General features: G+C 59.2%; 17 protein-coding genes. 11 read left to right on the forward strand and 6 right to left on the reverse strand.

Annotated features, from left to right (window positions below):
- Position 1: 1 nt before the first annotated feature.
- The 6 genes from VF694_RS14990 to VF694_RS15015 form a co-directional block, all read right to left on the reverse strand.
- The gene (locus VF694_RS14990) at positions 2 to 1264 is read right to left on the reverse strand and encodes a Zn-dependent hydrolase (protein ID WP_440164822.1); all 1263 of its coding nucleotides are present in this window, start codon (positions 1262 to 1264) and stop codon (positions 2 to 4) included.
- Entirely contained in the window at positions 1261 to 2628 is a 1368-nt protein-coding gene (locus VF694_RS14995) for a dihydroorotase (RefSeq protein WP_059318485.1), read from the reverse strand. The genes VF694_RS14990 and VF694_RS14995 overlap by 4 nt, the downstream gene beginning before the upstream one ends.
- Before the next feature lie 122 nt (positions 2629 to 2750).
- Complete coding sequence (locus VF694_RS15000; protein WP_440164824.1) at positions 2751 to 4259, reverse strand: amidohydrolase family protein; 1509 nt, start codon at positions 4257 to 4259, stop codon at positions 2751 to 2753.
- Positions 4260 to 4261: 2 nt separating this feature from the next.
- Complete coding sequence (locus tag VF694_RS15005; RefSeq protein ID WP_003804367.1) at positions 4262 to 5080, reverse strand: ABC transporter permease; 819 nt, start codon at positions 5078 to 5080, stop codon at positions 4262 to 4264.
- Entirely contained in the window at positions 5080 to 5841 is a 762-nt protein-coding gene (locus VF694_RS15010) for an ABC transporter ATP-binding protein (protein ID WP_003804366.1), read from the reverse strand. Before VF694_RS15010 ends, VF694_RS15005 begins: the two co-directional genes overlap by 1 nt.
- A gap of 65 nt (positions 5842 to 5906) precedes the next feature.
- The gene (locus tag VF694_RS15015; RefSeq protein WP_440164825.1) at positions 5907 to 6920 is read right to left on the reverse strand and encodes an ABC transporter substrate-binding protein; all 1014 of its coding nucleotides are present in this window, start codon (positions 6918 to 6920) and stop codon (positions 5907 to 5909) included.
- 150 nt (positions 6921 to 7070) lie between these two features.
- Here VF694_RS15015 and VF694_RS15020 point away from each other — a divergent pair, with 150 nt between their 5' ends.
- From VF694_RS15020 to VF694_RS15070, 11 genes are all read left to right on the forward strand, one after another.
- The gene (locus tag VF694_RS15020) at positions 7071 to 7979 is read left to right on the forward strand and encodes a LysR substrate-binding domain-containing protein (RefSeq protein WP_003804363.1); all 909 of its coding nucleotides are present in this window, start codon (positions 7071 to 7073) and stop codon (positions 7977 to 7979) included.
- Between the two features lie 260 nt (positions 7980 to 8239).
- On the forward strand, positions 8240 to 9214 hold the full coding sequence (locus VF694_RS15025) for a substrate-binding periplasmic protein (protein WP_219235498.1): 975 nt from the start codon (positions 8240 to 8242) through the stop codon (positions 9212 to 9214).
- Between the two features lie 85 nt (positions 9215 to 9299).
- On the forward strand, positions 9300 to 10031 hold the full coding sequence (locus tag VF694_RS15030) for an amino acid ABC transporter ATP-binding protein (RefSeq protein WP_003804360.1): 732 nt from the start codon (positions 9300 to 9302) through the stop codon (positions 10029 to 10031).
- A gap of 8 nt (positions 10032 to 10039) precedes the next feature.
- The gene (locus VF694_RS15035; RefSeq protein ID WP_003804358.1) at positions 10040 to 10711 is read left to right on the forward strand and encodes an amino acid ABC transporter permease; all 672 of its coding nucleotides are present in this window, start codon (positions 10040 to 10042) and stop codon (positions 10709 to 10711) included.
- Positions 10712 to 10723: 12 nt separating this feature from the next.
- On the forward strand, positions 10724 to 11392 hold the full coding sequence (locus VF694_RS15040; RefSeq protein ID WP_219235501.1) for an amino acid ABC transporter permease: 669 nt from the start codon (positions 10724 to 10726) through the stop codon (positions 11390 to 11392).
- A gap of 14 nt (positions 11393 to 11406) precedes the next feature.
- Complete coding sequence (locus tag VF694_RS15045; protein WP_059318488.1) at positions 11407 to 12312, forward strand: dihydrodipicolinate synthase family protein; 906 nt, start codon at positions 11407 to 11409, stop codon at positions 12310 to 12312.
- Between the two features lie 833 nt (positions 12313 to 13145).
- The gene (locus VF694_RS15050) at positions 13146 to 13703 is read left to right on the forward strand and encodes a methylated-DNA--[protein]-cysteine S-methyltransferase (RefSeq protein WP_003804353.1); all 558 of its coding nucleotides are present in this window, start codon (positions 13146 to 13148) and stop codon (positions 13701 to 13703) included.
- A 125-nt stretch (positions 13704 to 13828) separates the two neighbouring features.
- Positions 13829 to 15319 (forward strand): aldehyde dehydrogenase family protein, encoded by a 1491-nt coding sequence (locus VF694_RS15055; protein WP_003804351.1) that lies wholly within the window; start codon positions 13829 to 13831, stop codon positions 15317 to 15319.
- Positions 15320 to 15432: 113 nt separating this feature from the next.
- The gene (locus VF694_RS15060; RefSeq protein WP_301606473.1) at positions 15433 to 16305 is read left to right on the forward strand and encodes a transporter; all 873 of its coding nucleotides are present in this window, start codon (positions 15433 to 15435) and stop codon (positions 16303 to 16305) included.
- A 31-nt stretch (positions 16306 to 16336) separates the two neighbouring features.
- On the forward strand, positions 16337 to 17509 hold the full coding sequence (locus VF694_RS15065; RefSeq protein ID WP_003804346.1) for an amine dehydrogenase large subunit: 1173 nt from the start codon (positions 16337 to 16339) through the stop codon (positions 17507 to 17509).
- 1 nt (position 17510) lies between these two features.
- On the forward strand, positions 17511 to 18053 hold the full coding sequence (locus tag VF694_RS15070) for a MauE/DoxX family redox-associated membrane protein (protein WP_003804345.1): 543 nt from the start codon (positions 17511 to 17513) through the stop codon (positions 18051 to 18053).
- Positions 18054 to 18058: the final 5 nt, after the last annotated feature.

The following is an 18058-nucleotide window of genomic DNA, read 5'->3' on the forward strand; positions in this document are numbered from 1 at the left end:
GTCAGCTCTCCAGGTGCTGGTCCAACATGACAATGCTCTGATACAGCACGCGTGTACCGTCCAGCAACTGCTCGGAAGTAATCGATTCTTCGGGGCAATGGCTGCGACCATTCAGGCAGGGAATGAAAATCATGCCGATAGGGCCGCTGGGGGCCATGTAGACCGCATCGTGACCGGCTCCGCTGGGCATCACCATGCTCGGGTAACCCAACGCACTGGCGGCCTGCTCGATGATGCTCATCACATCGGGCGTGCAGTCCGTGGGCTTGGCCAGGCTGACTTGCGCCGCGTCCAGACCCAGGCCCATGGCCTCGATGTCCGGGCGCAACTGGGCCAGCAACTCCTCGGTGAAGTTCTGCATCAGCTCCTGGCGGTCGCTGCGTACTTCCACCATCATCTCCACACGGCCGGGTACGGCATTGGAGGCGTTGGGCGTCAGGTTCAGGTTGCCAATGGTGGCGACCAGATAGTCTGGCCCTCCCAGCGCACGGCGGGCCTTGCGGTCCACTTCACCGATGATCAGGCTGGCACCGACCAGGGCATCACGACGTATGTCCATGGGGGTGGTGCCGGCATGGTCAGGGCGACCGGTAATGATGATGCGATGGCGGCAAATGCCCACGATATTGCTAACCACGCCAATGGGCAGATTGCGCGACTCCAGCACGGGCCCTTGTTCGATATGCAGCTCGACAAAGGCGGCAGTATCGCCAGGGGCACGACGGGCCTGGGCCAGTTCCTGGGGGCGGCCGCCGATGCGGGCAATGCCTTGCGCCAGTGTTTCGCCCTGTGGATTGCGTTCGGCCAGCATGGCTTCGGACAGGACACCGCCCATGGCACGGCTGCCTACGCAGGACACGCCATAGTCGCTAGGTTCCTCAGACAGAAAATCCACCACTTCAAAAGGATGGTCCAGCTCGATGTCCTGCTCGTTCAGGCAACGGGCGACTTCCAGCCCGGCCAGCACGCCGATAATGCCGTCGTAGCGTCCGCCATACATCACGGTGTCGCAGTGTGAGCCGGTTGTAATCGGCGCCAGCCCAGGCTTGCGCCCTTCACGGCGACCGATCAGATTGCCGGCGGCGTCCATGCGTACGCTCAAGCCTGCTTGCTCGAACTGTTCCCGCAGCCACTGACGTGATTGCAGAAACAGTTCGGAGAAGGCGCGGCGGGTCCAGGGCTGGTCGGGCAATGTGAACCTTGCCAGCTCCTGGGTGCTGCGCCACAGGCGCTCCTGATTCAACAAGGGCATGGCCAGACTCATGACAATTCGCCTGCTTTGTGCGGACGGATGAACTGACCGTCGCCCGCGGCATTGCGTATGGTCTTGCCGTCCCAGGCCAGTTGTCCTCGCACATAGGTGGCTTCCACACGTACCTGAAACTCGCGGTCCTCAAAAGAACTCCAGGTCACGGCGGACAGGCTGGTGGACGGGTCAAAGCGGTAGGTGTCGGGTTTGACGATCACGATGTCGGCATCTGCACCTACATTCAGCGAGCCCTTGCGGTGTTCCAGCAGGAAGTGTTGGGCCGGGCCCCAGCACAATTGCTTGACGACCATGGTGGGGGAAATGCCGTGCTCGGCGCAGCCGGTCCAGAAGGCGGGCAGCAGCGTTTCCAGACCAGGACCACCGGAGGAGTTCTGAAACACGTTTTCAAACTGTTTGCGCTCCAGGCCCCAGCTTACGTGGTCGGAGGACACGAAGGTACATTCGTCGTTGGCGATGTGGGTCCAGAGCAGATCCATTTCCGCTTTGGGACGAATGGGTGGGTAGTGTTTGGTCTTGGCACCAAAGCGGCGGGTATGCTCCTCGTGGTTCAGCATCAGGTACTGCACGCAGGTTTCGATCGAGGCTTTGTGGCCGGCCCGGCGATACATATTGCAGATCTCAAAGCCACGCGACAGGGAGACGTGTACGGCGTGGGCACGGGCGCCGGTCTGGGCCCCGATTTCATAAATGGCGCTGGTGGCCAGGTTTTCGATCAGGGGGGTATGGGCGCGCAAGAACGCGTCCCAGCCTGTATCACCCGCTTCAACCATGCGCTTGATGTTCTTGCGGGTCAGCTCCTGGTCCTGGTTATGCACACCGCAAGCCAGACCGGAGGGGGCGATCAGGCGAAAGGCCTCCATCAGAATGTCTTCTTCCACGCGCGGGAAGCGGTTGGGGCTGGCTTCAAAGGTTGAGAATTTGAAACCGCAGACACCGCCTTCAATCAGGCCGGCGGCCGCTTCCAGACCGTGCTGGTCATTCAGGGTGCCGTAGCAGGCCACGTCCACATGGCAATCGCTTTCAATGCGGGCAATCTTGTCTTCCAGCTGCGGGCGGGAGGCCACGGGTTCGGGGTCGTCATAAGGCATTTCCACCATGGTGGTGACGCCACCGGCTGCCGCCGCCCGTGAGGCCCAGCCCAGCCCTTCCTGATTGGCCTGGCTGCCGGAGTGCACCTGACCGTCCAGCACGCCGGGCATGACCCACATGCCACGCGCATCCACATGTTCACGGGCTGAAGGAGCCGCGCCAATACCGCGTGCGGCCACCCGGCCCTCACGCACGGCGACCCAGCCGTCCGTGATGATGCGGTCGCGCTCAACAATATTTCCTCGTACTACCAGATCAAAATCGCTCATTGTCTTCCTCCTTGAAGGGCTCGGACCCGCCTAGCTCGCGTGTCCGCAATCGTGTTCGTTTCCATGATTGAAGCAAATCCATTCATGAATGTCGTATGCCTATTTATCTGTAAAACATAACGTCATGTTAAGTCTTGGCTGGGGTGTGCCCAGCGCTGCACGTGATAGCGGTCATGGCCCAGGCACAGGCAGAAAGAACCTACGGCCTTGGCCAGTTTTTCCGTGATGTGGCGCTTGTCGTAGGTATTGCGTGTGATGCGTTCCTGGGCCTGCTCCACTTGCTGTCGCAGGCGCGGCATATTCACTTGTGTTAACTGTCGGTCGAGCACGGCAAACCGGCCGTCGACCATTACGTGGCGCAGGGCCAGACCGTCTTCCAGATGCACGAGCTGATTGACCGTGTTGTTATGCGGAATCCAGTTGATATGGGCCAGATCCAGAAACACGATATCGGCCTTGCGACCCGGCTCCAGACGTCCCAGTTGCTCGCCCATGCCCAGGCAGCGGGCGCTGCCTTCGGTGGCCGCGTACAGCGCTTGTTCGGTGGTAATCCAGCGTTCGGTATTGGGGCCACGCACCTTGGATGAGAAGGAGGCCAGGCGCATGGCTTCGTACATGTTCTGGTTATCGCCACTGTTTGAGCCGTCCGTGCCCAGACCCACGGTAATACCGCGCTCCAGCATGGCATTCACATCGGCAATCCCATTGCCCAGACGCATATTGCTGCCGGGGTTGTGGGCCACCATGGCTCCGCGCACCGCCAGAATGTCCAGGTCGCGCTCGTCCAGCCAGATGGCGTGCGCCAGGGTGAAACGGGGCGAGATCAGGCCCAGCTTGTCCAGGTGTTGAACAATGGTGCTGCCATAACGTTTCATGCCGGTCAGGGCTTGCACATAGGACTCGCCAACGTGGCTGTGCAGGCCGATATCGCGCTCCGCGCTGATTTCACCACAGCTTTGCAGGAACTCGTCCGAACACAACATGGGAATGGTCGGGGCCAGGGCCACGCGAATGCGGTCGGCGTTGCGCTGCTGGTCCAGAAAGTCCGTCAGCCCCGATAGCGTGGCCCGGAATGATTGCGGTGTCAGTTGGGCCACAAACTTCTGCAAGTCCTGGGGCAGGGCTTCGATCAGGCCGGGCACGGACTGGTAAAAGGACAGGTCGGCCATCATGGGCGCGACCGTGGCCCGCATGCCGGCATCCACATAGGCCTGGGCCACGGCATTCATGCCTTCGGCAGTGGGTACAGGCACCTCGGAGTACAGGTCGTAGCTGGCGGTACAGCCCTTGAGCAGCATTTCGGCCGCATTGAGCTGCGTGCTCAGGTATTTGTCTTCCAGATGGCGGTCGCCATTGATCCAGGGGCCAGCCGTCAATAACAGTTCCAGTGACCAGCGATCTCCCATGGCCTTGGCATAGGTGCCATGGCCGTGAGTGTGGGCGTTGATCAAGCCGGGATGCAGCAATTGGTCGTCCGCTTGCACCACCGTGGCATCGACGGGGACGGGCAAGCCGGGCGGGCCCATGGCTTCGATCTCGCCATTCTTGATCAGGATGTCCAAAGGCTCGGCCTTGGCCTGGGCGTGGGACAGCACCAGGCCACCACGGATGACGGTATAAGGGGAGGTCATGATCAGCTCCGATTGTCTTTGATCGCCCACGGGAACAGGATGCGTTCGGCGGCGGAAATCACCTGGAAGAACACAATGCCCAGGACCGACAGGATGGCCATGGCACCGAAGGCAACCGGCGTCTTGAAAAAGGCGGTGGAGGTCGTGATCAGGTAACCCAGACCTTGGTCGGCCGCCACAAACTCGCCCACCACGGCGCCCACCACGGACAAGGTAATGGCCACTTTCAGGCCCGAGAAAATAAAGGGCACGGCAAAGGGCAGGCGAATGCGGAAAAACTCCTGCAGGCGGGTGGCGCGGCACGCACGCACCAGCTCAATCAGCTCGGGTGGCGCTGCCAGCAGGCCCGCCGTCATGGAGATCACCAGCGGGAAGAAGGCGACCAGAAACGTCACCACCACACGGGGTAACTCGGTGGGGCCGAAGATAATGACCAGGATCGGAGCCAGAGCCACCTTGGGGATGGATTGGGTCAGGATCAATAAGGGATAGATGGCCTGCTCAAAAAAACGTGAATAGGTAATCAGCACGGCCAGCGGGAAGCTCACCGCAATGGACAGCAAAAAGCCCAGCATGATGGTGCGCGTCGAGACCAGCGTATGCATCAGCATGGCTTCTTTCATCTGCATGGAGTCGGCCCAGATGCGCGAGGGGGCGGGCACCAGGTACTCAGGGATGTCAAACAGGCGGCTGGCCAGCTCCCACAAAATGACCACGGCAATCAGGGTGATGGCCGGGACGGTAATTTCATTGAAATCGCGCAGGCGTAGCCGTCGTTTATAGACGGGCGTGACGCCCAGGGTTTGAGCTTGCTCACTCATCACGCCACCTCGTGTTGGAAAATAAGTTCACGCACGGCAGCGGCACAGCGCGTAAATTCCGGTGTGCCCACCAGGGAAAAGTCACGTTCACGCGGCAGGCTCACGTCCAGAATCTCGGTAATCTGGCCGGGGCGTGGCGACATGACCACGATGCGATGCCCCAGCATGACGGCCTCGGAAATCGAGTGCGTCACAAACACGATGGTTTTGGGGTCTTCGTACCAAAGGCGCAGCAACTCCAGCGTCATGGTCTCGCGGGTCAGCGCGTCCAGAGCGCCAAAAGGCTCGTCCATCAGCACCACTTTCGGGTTGTGAACCAGTGCGCGGCAAATGGCGACGCGTTGCTGCATGCCACCAGACAACTGTTTGGGATGATGGTGCAGGAAATTGCCCAGACCTGCGGTGGTCAACAGGCGCGTGGCGCGGCTGCGGGCCTGATCGTCCAGGCAACCCATGATGCTGGACGGCAAGAGGGTGTTGTCCAGAATATTGGCCCAGGGCACCAGGGTCGGGGCCTGGAACACAATGCCGGTGTCCTGGCGGGGGTGGGCAACGATTTCATCATCAATACTGACGGTGCCGCTTGAGGGCATCAGCAAGCCGGCAATCAGGCGCAGCAGGGTGGATTTCCCGCAGCCCGACGCGCCGACGATGGCAATGATTTCGTTGTCCTGGATGTCCAGATTGATGTGTTTCAGTGCCTGAGTCTCGCGCTCGGTATGACGACCGTAGATCAGGTTCACGTCTTGAATGCGTATCACAATGCGCTCCTAGGGCGCGCGCCGGCCCGCCGGGGCCAGCCAGCGCTCGCGAAAATCAGCGTGGCTCAGGGCTTGGCCGTGCCGTTGGCCTTGACGATGAACTGGGTGTCGTAGGCTTGGTGATAGTCCCAGGCAGGGTCCAGGCTTTGTGCCTCCGCCACCGCTTCATAGGTGTTTTTCATGCGACCCTCTTCCAGGCTGCCGACACCGTGCTCCTTGCTGAAATCGGTGTAGATGTAGCCCAGCACGGCGTTCAGATTGCCCATGCAGTCATCCCGGTCAATTTCAGGATTGGCTTTGACGTGGGCCTGACAAGCCGTGTCCGGGTCCTTGCGGGCGGCGTCCCAGGCCTCGATGGTGGCGTTCAGAAAGTTCTGCACCATCTGTGGGCGTTCGGCCAGCGTCTTGTCAGTGGTGAAAACGGACAGGGCGTAGATGTTGAAACCCTGGTCGCTAAAGGGCAGCACCACGATCTCCTTGCCAAAACGCTTGGCCTGTTTGTTCTGGTAGTAGTAGTTGGTGGCCAGGAAAGGGGCGGCGTCCACTTTGCCGTTAATCAGCAGTGGCGCCATGGAAGAACCGTCGACGGTGACCCACTGAATCTTGTCGGGATCGGTATTGGCTTTGCGCGCCACCATGGGGAAGTACAGCTTGTGGCTGTTGCCGGGCGAGACGGCAATTTTTTTGCCCTCCAGGCCGGAGAAGTTGGTGATGCCCGAGTCCTTGAGCACAAACAGGGAATGGGCCGAGTGCGAGAAGGTGGACGCAATGGCCTTGATGGGAGTCTGGCTGTTCTGGCGCGAGGTCAGAATGGCGGAAATGTCGGCCAGACCAATATCGGCGGCACCACCGGCTACCTTCAGCACGGTGTCGCCCGAACCTGTGCCGCGGGTGATCTTCAGGTCTATGCCGTGTTTCTCGTAAATCCCGTTGGCAATGCCCGAGTAATACGGGGCATAGTCGCCGGTGGGAATGAAGTCCAGCATCAGATGAACGTTGTCAGCGGCGTGGGCGGTGGGCGCAGCAGCGGCCAGTCCCACGCCCAGCACCGCCAGGGTGCGAACAAGCAGGGTTTGCATGGTTTTGTCTCCGTGTCGTAGTAATGAGGCCGCTCTGTAAGCCCGGTGCGATCAAGGCGCGCCGGGATGGCAGCTTGAAAAAATTGAAACATAGGCCACTTAAAATGTCTTATGCTTATTTGTGCTCGAAACATAAGGCTACGTTAAGGGATGTTGCTCAATCTTCGTCAAATCGAGGTTTTTCGCGCCATCATGCTGACCGGCTCGATCAGCAAGGCAGCGCAACTGCTGAACGTGTCGCAGCCGGCCATCAGCCGCCTCCTGTCCTATACCGAATCACGCATTGGTCTGGTGCTGTTTGAGCGCATCAAAGGGCGGCTGTATCCCACGCCCGAAGCGCGTCGGCTCTATCAGGAAGTGGAGCAAGTCCATAACAGTGTGCAGCGGGTCAACGAGGTGGCGACCGACTTGATCGAAAAGCGTCATGGCAGCTTGCACATTGCCGTCAGTCCCAGTTTGGGACAGACCTTGATTCCCATGGCGGTGACGCGTTTTCGCCAGGCCTTTCCGGATGTGAAGGTCTATGTGCGTACCCTGATTTCCAGCGACCTGGTACAGGCTTTGGTCACGCAACAGGCCGAAGTGGGCGTGGCGATTGTGCCCCTGACCCATCCCAGCCTGCACGCCCAATCCATTTACGAAAACCATCTGGTGGCTGTGCTGCCAGCCAGCCATCCGCTGGCTGACAAGCAGGAGCTGGACGCCCGTGACCTGGAAGGTCTGGACCTGATTGGCTATGGCAATGACACCCCTTATGGCCAGATGGTGCAGCAGTTGTTCGGCAACCGTCCCGGCATACCGCAGCTGGCGGTAGAAGTGCGTCTGACTCATATTGCCTGTGCCATGGTGCAGGCCGGCGCGGGAATTGCGATTGTGGACGAACTGGCCGTGGCCGGTCGCGTCTGGCCGGATGTGGTGGTACGACCGATCAATCCGCGCACCACCATGCCCTTGCACATGCTGCATTCCAATGTGGTGCCGGTCTCGCAACTGGCACACGATTTCATGGAAATGGTGGTCTCGACGGCTTCCCGGGGCATGCGGGCGGGTTGGGCCTGAGTGGCTCGTTCATTACTCAAGCCCTAGTCCTGCACGGCGTCGCTGGCGCGTCGCCCCCTTTCTCATAGAGGAGTCTTGCTCCGGTTGCGCTATTGGCGCCTGCCGAACCTTGCCTGCAAACGCCGTGTTGTGCGGGCGGCAGCCTTATTGGCTTAATGCAATGTTATGAAGAGTTAATAAAAAAGCATATGACATCAAGGTTTCTCCAACCCTAGAATGAACGCACTACAAACAGAAAATAATGGCAAGGAGACAACAATATGCAAGGTGTAAACACCATTGCCGCGTGGGTCGCGGCTATTTCTCGCACACGTACTCCCTCTCAAGGGGGACATGCCCGTTTGGGACGTGCCCGTCTGGGACATGCCTGTCTGGGCAGGAAAGCGGGTGTGATGCTGGCGGCTGTCGCTGCAAGTCTGGCCTTGAGCCTGCCTGCACAGGCGGACAATCCCAATCAGGGCAAGAAGTTCAAAGTGGCCGCGGATGTGGGCCTGGTGCCGTTTTTCATGCGCGGCGCCGATGGCAAGCTGGATGGTTTTTCCAACGATCTGACCCAGGAAGTAGCCCAGCGCATGGGCTATGACGGTGCCGAGGTCATCGACACGCCGTTTTCCGCCATTTTTGCGGGCCTGTTTTCCAGTCGCTACGACATGGTGGCGGCGCCCACCAACACCACACGGGAACGGGCCGAGCAAATGCTGTTTGCCGAGCCGTATATGGCAGGCGGTCTGAGCTTTCTGGCTAAAAAAGGCGCAACGGTCAATACGCTGGATGATCTGAAAGGCAAGACGATTGCTGTCAATAATGGCAGTTTCTCGGATCGCTGGTTGCAGGATAACCAGGATAAATACGGCTACAAGATCCAGCGTTTCAACAAGAATACCGATGCGGTGCAGGCGGTGGCTATTGGCCGCGCGTTTGCCAATATGTCCGAAACGCCATTGGCCCGTTACATTGCCACGCAAACCCCTGCTCTGGCACCGGTGTACGACATGACGACCGAAGCCAACTATGCCTTTGCGTTTCGCAAGGACGATACGGCTTTGCGCAATCGTGTCGACGAAGTGCTGGAATGCATGAAGCAGGATGGATCGCTGTCCAAGCTGCACATGAAATGGTTTGGCACTGAACCCAATGCCGGCACCGCCATGACGGTGATCTTCCCCGGCTATGGCGTGCCTGATTATCCCGGCTACGAGCCCACCGGGCACACCCCCGACTGCTCCCGTCCTTAAGGCGCTTTTGCGCTGATTTTCCAGCTATACGGCCCTGCTGGGCCGGTTCCCGCCTGCCCGGATGGCAGGCGGTCAAGGAGCGACCATGAGTGAGATTGTCCGCATCCAGGGCTTGCGCAAATCCTTTGGGCAGGCCGAAATTCTTAAAGGCATAGACCTGAGCGTCAACACCGGCGAAGTTCTTGTGATGATTGGCGGGTCGGGTTCGGGAAAAAGTACCTGCCTGCGTTGCATCAACCGTCTGGAGACCCCCACCAGCGGCACGATTATGGTGGCGGGCAATGAAGTGACCTGCCCTCGCACCGATCTGAATCAGGTGCGCCAAAACATAGGCATGGTGTTTCAGGGCATCCATCTGTACCCGCATATGACGGCGCTGGGCAATGTGATGCTGGCGTTGCGCAAGGTGAAAAAAGTACCCAAGCCACAGGCCGAGGAACTGGCCCGTCATCACCTGGAGCAGGTCGGTCTGGCCCAGCGCATGGAGCACTATCCCAGCCAGTTGTCCGGCGGTCAGCAGCAACGTGTGGGCATTGCCCGTGCGCTGGCGCTGGAGCCCAAAGTCATGCTGTTTGATGAACCTACTTCGGGCCTGGACCCTGAACTGGTGGGGGAAGTGCTGAACGTGATGAAACGTACCCGTGATGCAGGCATGACCATGGTGATTGTGACCCACGAAATGCAGTTTGCCCGCGAGGTGGGGGACCGCATTGTATTCATGGACCAGGGTGTGATTCTGGATCAAGGCAGTCCCGAGGACATTTTGGGCCAGCCGCGTCACAAGCGCATTCAGGATTTTCTGAGCCGCATGCACTGAGGCCCGCCATGGAGCAGATTCTTTATTACTTCTTTAACTGGACGCTGATCAGCCCCTACCTGCCTGAGATATTGCAGGGCTTTTGGGTGACGCTGCAAATGGCCGTCATGACCGTGGTTCTGGGCACGGCCCTGGGTCTGGCACTGGCGGTGCTGCGCTGTTATGGCTGGCGTCCAGTCAATATCCTGATGACGCTGTATGTGGACGTATTCCGTGCGATTCCACAACTGGTCATTATTGTGTTGGTCTTTTTTGCTTTGCCGTCTGTGGGGATTGTGATCGATCCTATGCCAGCCACGGTGCTGGCCTTGAGTCTGGTGCTGTCCGCCTTTGCGGAAGAGATCTTTTGGTCCGGTATTGCAGCGGTGCCGACCGGGCAATGGGAAGCGGGGCGCTCGACAGGCATGGGTTTCAGCCAGACGCTGTTTGCCATCATCTTGCCGCAGGCCGTGCGGCTGGCGATTCCCCCACTGACCAATCGTGCCATCGGGATTACCAAAGGCACCACGCTGGGCTCGGTCATCGCTGTGCCTGAATTGCTTAACGTCTCCAGCAACATTCAGTCCACCATTGCCAACCCCACCGCCTTTACGGCCGGGGCCTTTTTGTTCTGCCTGATTTTCTTCCCCTTCGTGTATCTCACGCGGGTGCTGGAACGGCGCTATGCGATCAAATCGTAGGAGGGATGCGCGATGGAATTGATCGATACCTTCCTCAATCCGACGATTCTCGCCGCCAGCTGGCCCTTGTTGCTGCAGGGCTTGTGGCTGACCATCAAGCTCTCGGTCATTATCGTGCCGCTGGCTGCCTTGCTGGGTCTGGTGATTGCCGCTGTGCACTATCAGCAGCATCGCTGGCTGAACCGGCTGATTTTGCTGTACGTGGACTTTTTCCGGGCCTTTCCGCCTTTGGTGCTGCTGATCTTCATTTATTACGGCCTGCCGTTCCTGGGCCTGCCTCTGAATGAGTTCTCTGCCACGGTGCTGGCCCTGGTCCTGAACAGTAGTGGCTATTTTGCGGAGATTTTCCGGGCGGGCCTGGAGTCGGTGTCACCGGGGCAAAATGAGGCGGCTCGCTCGACGGGACTGAATGCCCGCCAGGCCATGGCCTATGTGGTAGTGCCGCAAGGTGTGCGAAATGTGATCCCTGATCTGGCCAGCAATACGCTGGAAGCTATCAAACAGACCTCGATTGCCTCGGCCGTGGCCTTGCCCGAGCTGTTGCGCTCGGCCCAGATCATGCAGGGTGAGACCTACAGCCAGACACCGCTGGTCGCGGCCGCGCTGATTTACTTCATTCTTCTCTGGCCCTTGGTACGCATGATTTCGCGTATGCAAAAGCCGTTTGTCATTCCACGTTGAGCCTGAGTGTCATTATGAAAAATAAAGGTGTCTTTTCCATTTGCCCGACCCCTTTCAAACCGGGTGGCGAGCTGGATTTGCAAAGCCTGGTCAGTCTGGTGAATTTTCAGCTGGAGGCCGGTATACACGGACTGGCGATTCTGGGGGTGATGGGCGAGTTGCATAAGCTCAGCACGTTCGAGCGTCGGCGTGTTATTGAAACGGTGGTGGCCGGCGTGCGTGGCGCAGTGCCGGTCTGGGTGGGGGTGCGGGCCATGGGAACGGCAGCCGCGGTGGAGCAGGCTCGCAGTGCCGAGGACCTGGGAGCAGATGCCATCTTTGTCGCACCCCTGGCCGGGGCGGACGACGAGATGCAGGTGTCTTTTTATCGCCAGATCGTGCAGGCCATTCGTATTCCCGTCGTCATTCACGACTTTCCGGAATTGTTTGCAGCCCGTATCAGCCCGGCTTTGGCGGTGCGGCTGAAAGAGGAGGCGGGAGTATCCATTCTGAACTCCGAAGATCCCCCTGTCGGCCAGAAAATCACCGCCGTGCGGGGTTTGTCAGGGGATGCCTTGCCCATTTTGAGTGGCTTGGGCGGCATGCATTTTCTGGAGGAATTGCAGCGGGGTGCCGATGGTGTCGTGACAGGTTTCTCCTTTCCGGAAATCCTGCTCAAAGTCTATGCGCTGTATCGGCAAGGCGAGCAGCAAGAGGCCGCGCGTGTGTTCGACCGTTATTGCTCGCTGATCCGTTACGAGTTTCAACCGCTAGTGGCACTGGCGCTGCGCAAGTATTCCTACATGCGCCGTGGCATCATCGCCTGCGACGCCACCCGCGATCCAGCCACGGCGCTGGATCACCTCAGCCGTGACGAGTTCGAGGCTGTGGTACGCCGTGTGGGCCTGGACTTGACCGTCACGGGTGTGCAAACCGTTTAAACCTTGCTGCACTTGTTGTCATTGCCGGATAAACATCGAGAATCCCCTCGCTGTTTATCCGTTTTTTATTTTTTGCTTGCGTCACTTCTTCTTCTTCTTCTTCTTCGTTTTGGGCCCTGGTAGAGCGGAGCTGCGTCCGAAGCAGGAGGCTGGTGAGATAAGGAAACAAGGAGCGCAAAAGTGGCTGCATGTTTAGAGAGTGTCTCGTGAAAACGCCGGTCTGGGCCGGAGGGCCGTCCTCCGGGCTTGGCTCCTTGTCGGTGCTACGCACCGGTACCCTGGTCAGGCGAGCTATTCGAGCGCGTCCTGAACTCGCGAAAGTGCCTTGTCCCCCGGACAAGGCACAAGCATTGCGCTCAAACAACAGGACGCTTGAACCCCGAATAGCCAGCCTGCCTGCGGCAAGAAGCCTGAATCGCCCGGAGGACGGCCCCCCGGGCCAGACCGGCTCACAATGACTATTAATACAAGCCCTGCCTGCTTCTAGGGCCTGGCCGTAGGTGGTTCTTTCGGCTTATGTAGCGGCGTTAGGGGCTTGAGGGTGTCGAGGTTTGCGTGTTGATCGTCACTCCCATCCGTTAGCGGTGGGTGTGGGCAGACACAAAAGTACAAGCCAACTCCTAACTATTGAGTGCCTGACGCTTTGTGGGAGCATGCGCCTTGCTTGGAGTATCCCGCTCAACAAACTGTCGTGCGTAATCTGGAGTTTGTCATTTTCATTTGTCGATTCTCTTTGACGCTAAAGCCCAAGCTGCCTGGGTGTTGTCCGCGTTTTTGAAGAGGCTCGAGTCGCGCAGTATGATCAAGCATTCTGCCTTTGGACCGGAATTGCCATGTTTGCCTATGTCGGGCTGCGTACGGCCTGCTTTGACACGCCTTTAGGGACGATGCGTCTGTTGGTCGATGCTCAAGGTGCTTTGCTGCGTCTGGACTTCGAGCAAGAGACCGTGCATGGCCTGACCGCCGAGCAACGGGCCGGTCTGGTGCCTGCACCGGAGCTGGCCTTGCCGGTACAGGCACAACTGGATGATTATTTCGCCGGTCGTCGGCAGCAGTTTGATCTGCCCTTTCGCCTGCAAGGCACCGAGTTCCAGCAACAGGTCTGGCAGGCTTTGCTGACCATCCCCTACGGCCAGACCTGGACCTATGGTCAGATGGCCGATCATCTGGGCCGCCCCAAGGCCGTGCGCGCGGTCGGTCAGGCCTGTGGCCTCAATCCCATCAGCATCATCGTGCCCTGCCACCGCGTGCAGGGAGCCAATGGCATGTTGACCGGCTTTAGTTCCGGCTTGCATCGCAAAGCCAGCTTGCTGCACTTCGAACGCCGCGTCCATGTGAGCGGCGTGGGCGACATTCAAGCCAGCCTGCCCGCCCAGCTCGATTTGTTCTAACGCAGGTCGGGGTGCACTCCGTACCCAAATCAACAAGCCCTCGTGCACAGAATCACAAGTCTGGGCTTGGCCTCGTCCCTATACTGGATTCGTGAAGAATCAACTATTCCGTGTGGAGACAGACTATGGGGCAGGACGTACAAGCCGAGCGTAACGCGATTCGCGAACACATGATTATTGACGGCAAACCCGTCACTGAATCTCAAGGACCCACGATACCCGTCTACGATCCCGCCACGGGACACGTGATTGCGCATCAGCCCGAGGCTGGTGTTCAAGGCGTAGACAGGGCCGTGCGGGCCGCCCGCCAGGCTTTGGAGCAGGGCGAATGGAGCAAGATGCTGCCTGCCCAGCGTGAGCGCCTGTTGCTGCGTCTGGCTGATCTGGTCGAAGCTCATGCCGACGAACTGGCTCGTCTGGAAACCTTGAACAATGGCAAGCTGCTGTTCTTCTCCTACGGTCTGGAAGTGGGTGCCAGCGCACAATGGCTGCGTTACATGGCCGGCTGGGCCACCAAGATCAGTGGTGAGCTACTGTCGCCTTCCATCGCTTTTCCACCCGGTATCAATTACCACGCGTATACCCGTCAGGAGCCGGTAGGGGTGGTGGGGGCGATTGTGCCCTGGAACTTCCCGCTCTTGATGGCAGTGTGGAAAATCGCCCCGGCCATGGCCGCTGGCTGCACCGTGGTTCTCAAGCCCGCTGAGGAAACCCCGCTCACGGCCATCCGTCTGGCCGAACTGGCTCTGGAGGCCGGTTTTCCCGCTGGGGTGATCAACGTCATCACGGGTCGTGGCGAGAGCACGGGCGCGGCACTGACAGCACACCCCGACGTGAACAAGATTTCCTTTACTGGTTCCACGGAGGTGGGCAAGTTGATCGGCCATCAGGCCGTCAATGACATGAAGCGCATGTCTTTGGAGCTGGGCGGCAAGTCACCTGTGGTCATCATGGACGATTGTGATGTGGACATGGCCATTCAAGGGGCGGCCAATGCCATTTTCTTTAACCAGGGGCAGGTGTGTACCGCCGGTTCGCGTCTGTTTGTACAAAAAGGCATTTATGAGCGCGTGGTGCAGGGCGTAGCCGATCTGGCGTCCTCCATGACGCTGGGTTCGGGTTTTGAGCAGTCCACCCAGATTGCGCCGCTGATCTCGGCGCGCCATCAGCAGCGCGTGCAGAACTACATCGACGTGGGTCGTCAGCAAGGGGGACGCATGTTGGCGGGCGAGGGCGCGCGTCCTGAGCAAGGCTATTTTGTACGCCCCACGGTGTTTGCCGATGTGGCCCCCGATGCCCGCATCATGCGTGAAGAGATTTTTGGGCCGGTGGTGGTCGCCACGGCGTTTGATTCGGAGGCGCAGGCATTGGCACTGGCCAACGATACGGACTTTGGCCTGGGCGCCAGCGTCTGGAGCCAGGATCTGGCCCGCGTTCAGCGTTTGACTGCGGGCATCAAGGCCGGAACCGTGTGGGTCAACACGCATAACATGCTGGACCCCAGCATGCCCTTTGGGGGCTACAAGCAATCGGGCCTGGGTCGGGAGCACGGGCGTGCGGCCGTAGAGGCTTACCTGGAGACCAAATCGGTCTGCATGGCCTACCCGGCCGCCTAGCGAAAAGCCGAGCAAGGCCTGGAGGTCGGCATGACAAGGCCTTGAGCGGATTCAGTACACGGGCGCGAACACAATAACGATACCGTTCGCGCCTTCTTGAGGAGACAACAATAATGATTGCAATCGTGCAGCGTACCGCTCTGGCCTTGGCCTTGGGCGGCGTCAGTGTCGGGGCCGCCTTTGCCGGGGACCCCAGCGCACGGGACTGGATTCCTGCTCCGGTAGGGACCAATGTTCTGGCCGTTTACATGATGGGGCTGAAATCTCACGGGTTCTACGATCAGGGCGCCCGTCTGGCAGACAGCCCCAAACTGAGTGTGCAAGGCATGGTTTACCGCCAGATGCACTATCGCGAACTGGCCGGTAAAACGGTGCAGTATGAGCTGATTGTGCCTGGCTTGCGCACCACCCTGGATGTGCCCGGAGCACCGCGTGACCGCCTGACTGGTATTGGCGATGTGACCGCCGGTGCCGCGGTCTGGCTGCACAATGATCCCGACAATCGATTCTGGTTTGCCTGGGAGCCCTTCATTACCGCACCGACGGGTCGCTACCACGGCTCACAGGCCGATGTGTCTGCCGGCAAGAACCGCTGGAGCACCGTACAGGATTTTGCAATCGTCAAAGGTTTCGGGGAATCCTCGTTTGTGGAGGGCGTGGCGGAGTTTGAATTCTTTGGCAATAACAAGAACTACTACGGCCAGACCCTGAAAAAAGACACGGCAATCCGCTTGATGGCGTTGGTGTCCACCAACTTGACTGAGAAAACGTATGTGGGTTTGCGCTACCGCTACGAAACGGGCGGTCGCGAGCGGGTCAATGGGCAAACCACCGTCACGCGGGCGCGCAACCATCAACTTGCAGCCGAGATCACCCATCAGTTGACGGATGCCCATCAGGTGCAACTGCAATACATCCATGATTTGAAAGTCGAAAATGGCCCGCGTATGCGCGGCCTGCAATTCCGTTATGCCTATGCGTTCTGACAGCGTGGACGCCCATGAGGAGAGACATCCAATGAAGTCTAAATTTAAAGTATCGACTGCCGCCGCTTTGCTGGGCTTGCTGGCGCTGGGCGGTGGCGCACAAGCCCAGGACAAGCCGCGCGAGGTTCTGACAGGCGGGCACAGTGTGTCTGCCCCGCAGGAAAATCGTATCTATGTCATGGACTCGGTGTTCATGCACCTGACCGAAAGCCGTGTCCATGTTTATGACTACACCACGGGCAAATTCCTGGGCATGGTGCCAACGGCCTTTAACGGTCATGTGCAGTTGTCCAATGATGGCAAGAAAATCTACACCATGACGACCTACCACGAGCGTATTACCCGCGGTAAGCGCTCGGACGTGGTGGAGGTCTGGGATGCCGACAAGCTGACCTTTGAAAAAGAGATCGCTTTGCCGCCCAAGCGCGTGCAGGGCCTGAACTACGATGGCCTGTTCCGTCAGACCACGGATGGCAAGTTCATCGTGCTGCAAAATGCCTCGCCAGCGACCTCGATTGGTATTGTCGATGTGGCCAAAGGCGATTATGTGGAGGACGTGACTGCCGCTGCCGGGTGCTGGAGCGTGATCCCCCAGCCTAACCGGCCACGCAGTTTCATGACCATTTGCGGCGATGGCGGCTTGCTGACCATCAATCTGGACGAGAACGGCAAGGTGGCCAGCCAGTCGCGCAGCAAGCCCATGTTCTCCGTGAAGGATGATCCAGTCTTCATCGCCCCGGCCCTGGATAAGGACAAAGCCTATTTCGTCTCCTATTACGGCAATCTCTACAGCGCCGATTTCAGTGGAGATGAGGTCAAGGTAGAGGGCCCCTGGTCCATGCTGGACGACGAGGACAAGGCGGGCAACTGGGTGCCTGGCGGCTACAACCTGGTGGGCCTGCACCGTGCCAGCGGCCGTATGTACGTGTTCATGCACCCCGATGGCAAAGAGGGCACCCATAAGTTCCCTGCCGCCGAGATCTGGGTTCTGGACACCAAGACCAAAAAGCGGATCGCCCGTATTCCTGGTCGGGATGCCTTGTCCATGACCATCGATCAGCAACGCGATCTGATGCTGACGCTGGACGGTGGCAATGTGAATGTCTACGACATCAGCCAAGCTGAACCCAAGCTCTTGCGCACCATTGAAGGCGCGGCAGAAGCCTCTTTGCAGGTTCAGTTCCACCCGGTGGGAGGGGCTTGATATGGACCCCGTCCTGACCTACGCCAGCCTGGCGTGTCTGGCTGTGCTGATGGGGCTGGGCGCCCTGGACAAACTGCGCCACTTCAGCTTGTTTGAGGCTGCCGTGGGCGCCTACCGCCTGTTGCCCGAAGCCCTGGTGCGTCCGTTCAGTGTGTTGTTTGTGGCCGCCGAAGCCCTGAGTACGCCCTTGCTGTTGTGGCCGGCCAGTCGTTCGCTGGGGGCGGTGCTGGCTCTATGCGTGTTGCTGGTCGCCACCAGCGGGATTGTGCTGAACCTGCTGCGTGGCCGTCGCGATGTGGATTGCGGCTGCTCGGGCCTGGGTGAGTCTTCCGGCGGCCTGTCCTGGTGGCTGGTGGCGCGCAATGCCGTGCTGGCTGCGCTGGCGCTGGTCAGTGGTGATTGGGCGAGTGATGGTGCCCGTGAGCTGGTCTGGGTGGACGGCTTGACGTTCTTTGGTACCACCTTGGCCTTGTTGGGGCTGTATTACGCGGCCAACCAACTGATCGAATCCCATCTGAAATTTCAGAAAATGCAGAATTCCTAGGAGAC

The sequence above is a fragment of the Alcaligenes sp. Lyrl_28 genome, assembly GCF_051948705.1.
Lineage (GTDB): Bacteria > Pseudomonadota > Gammaproteobacteria > Burkholderiales > Burkholderiaceae_B > Alcaligenes > Alcaligenes ammonioxydans.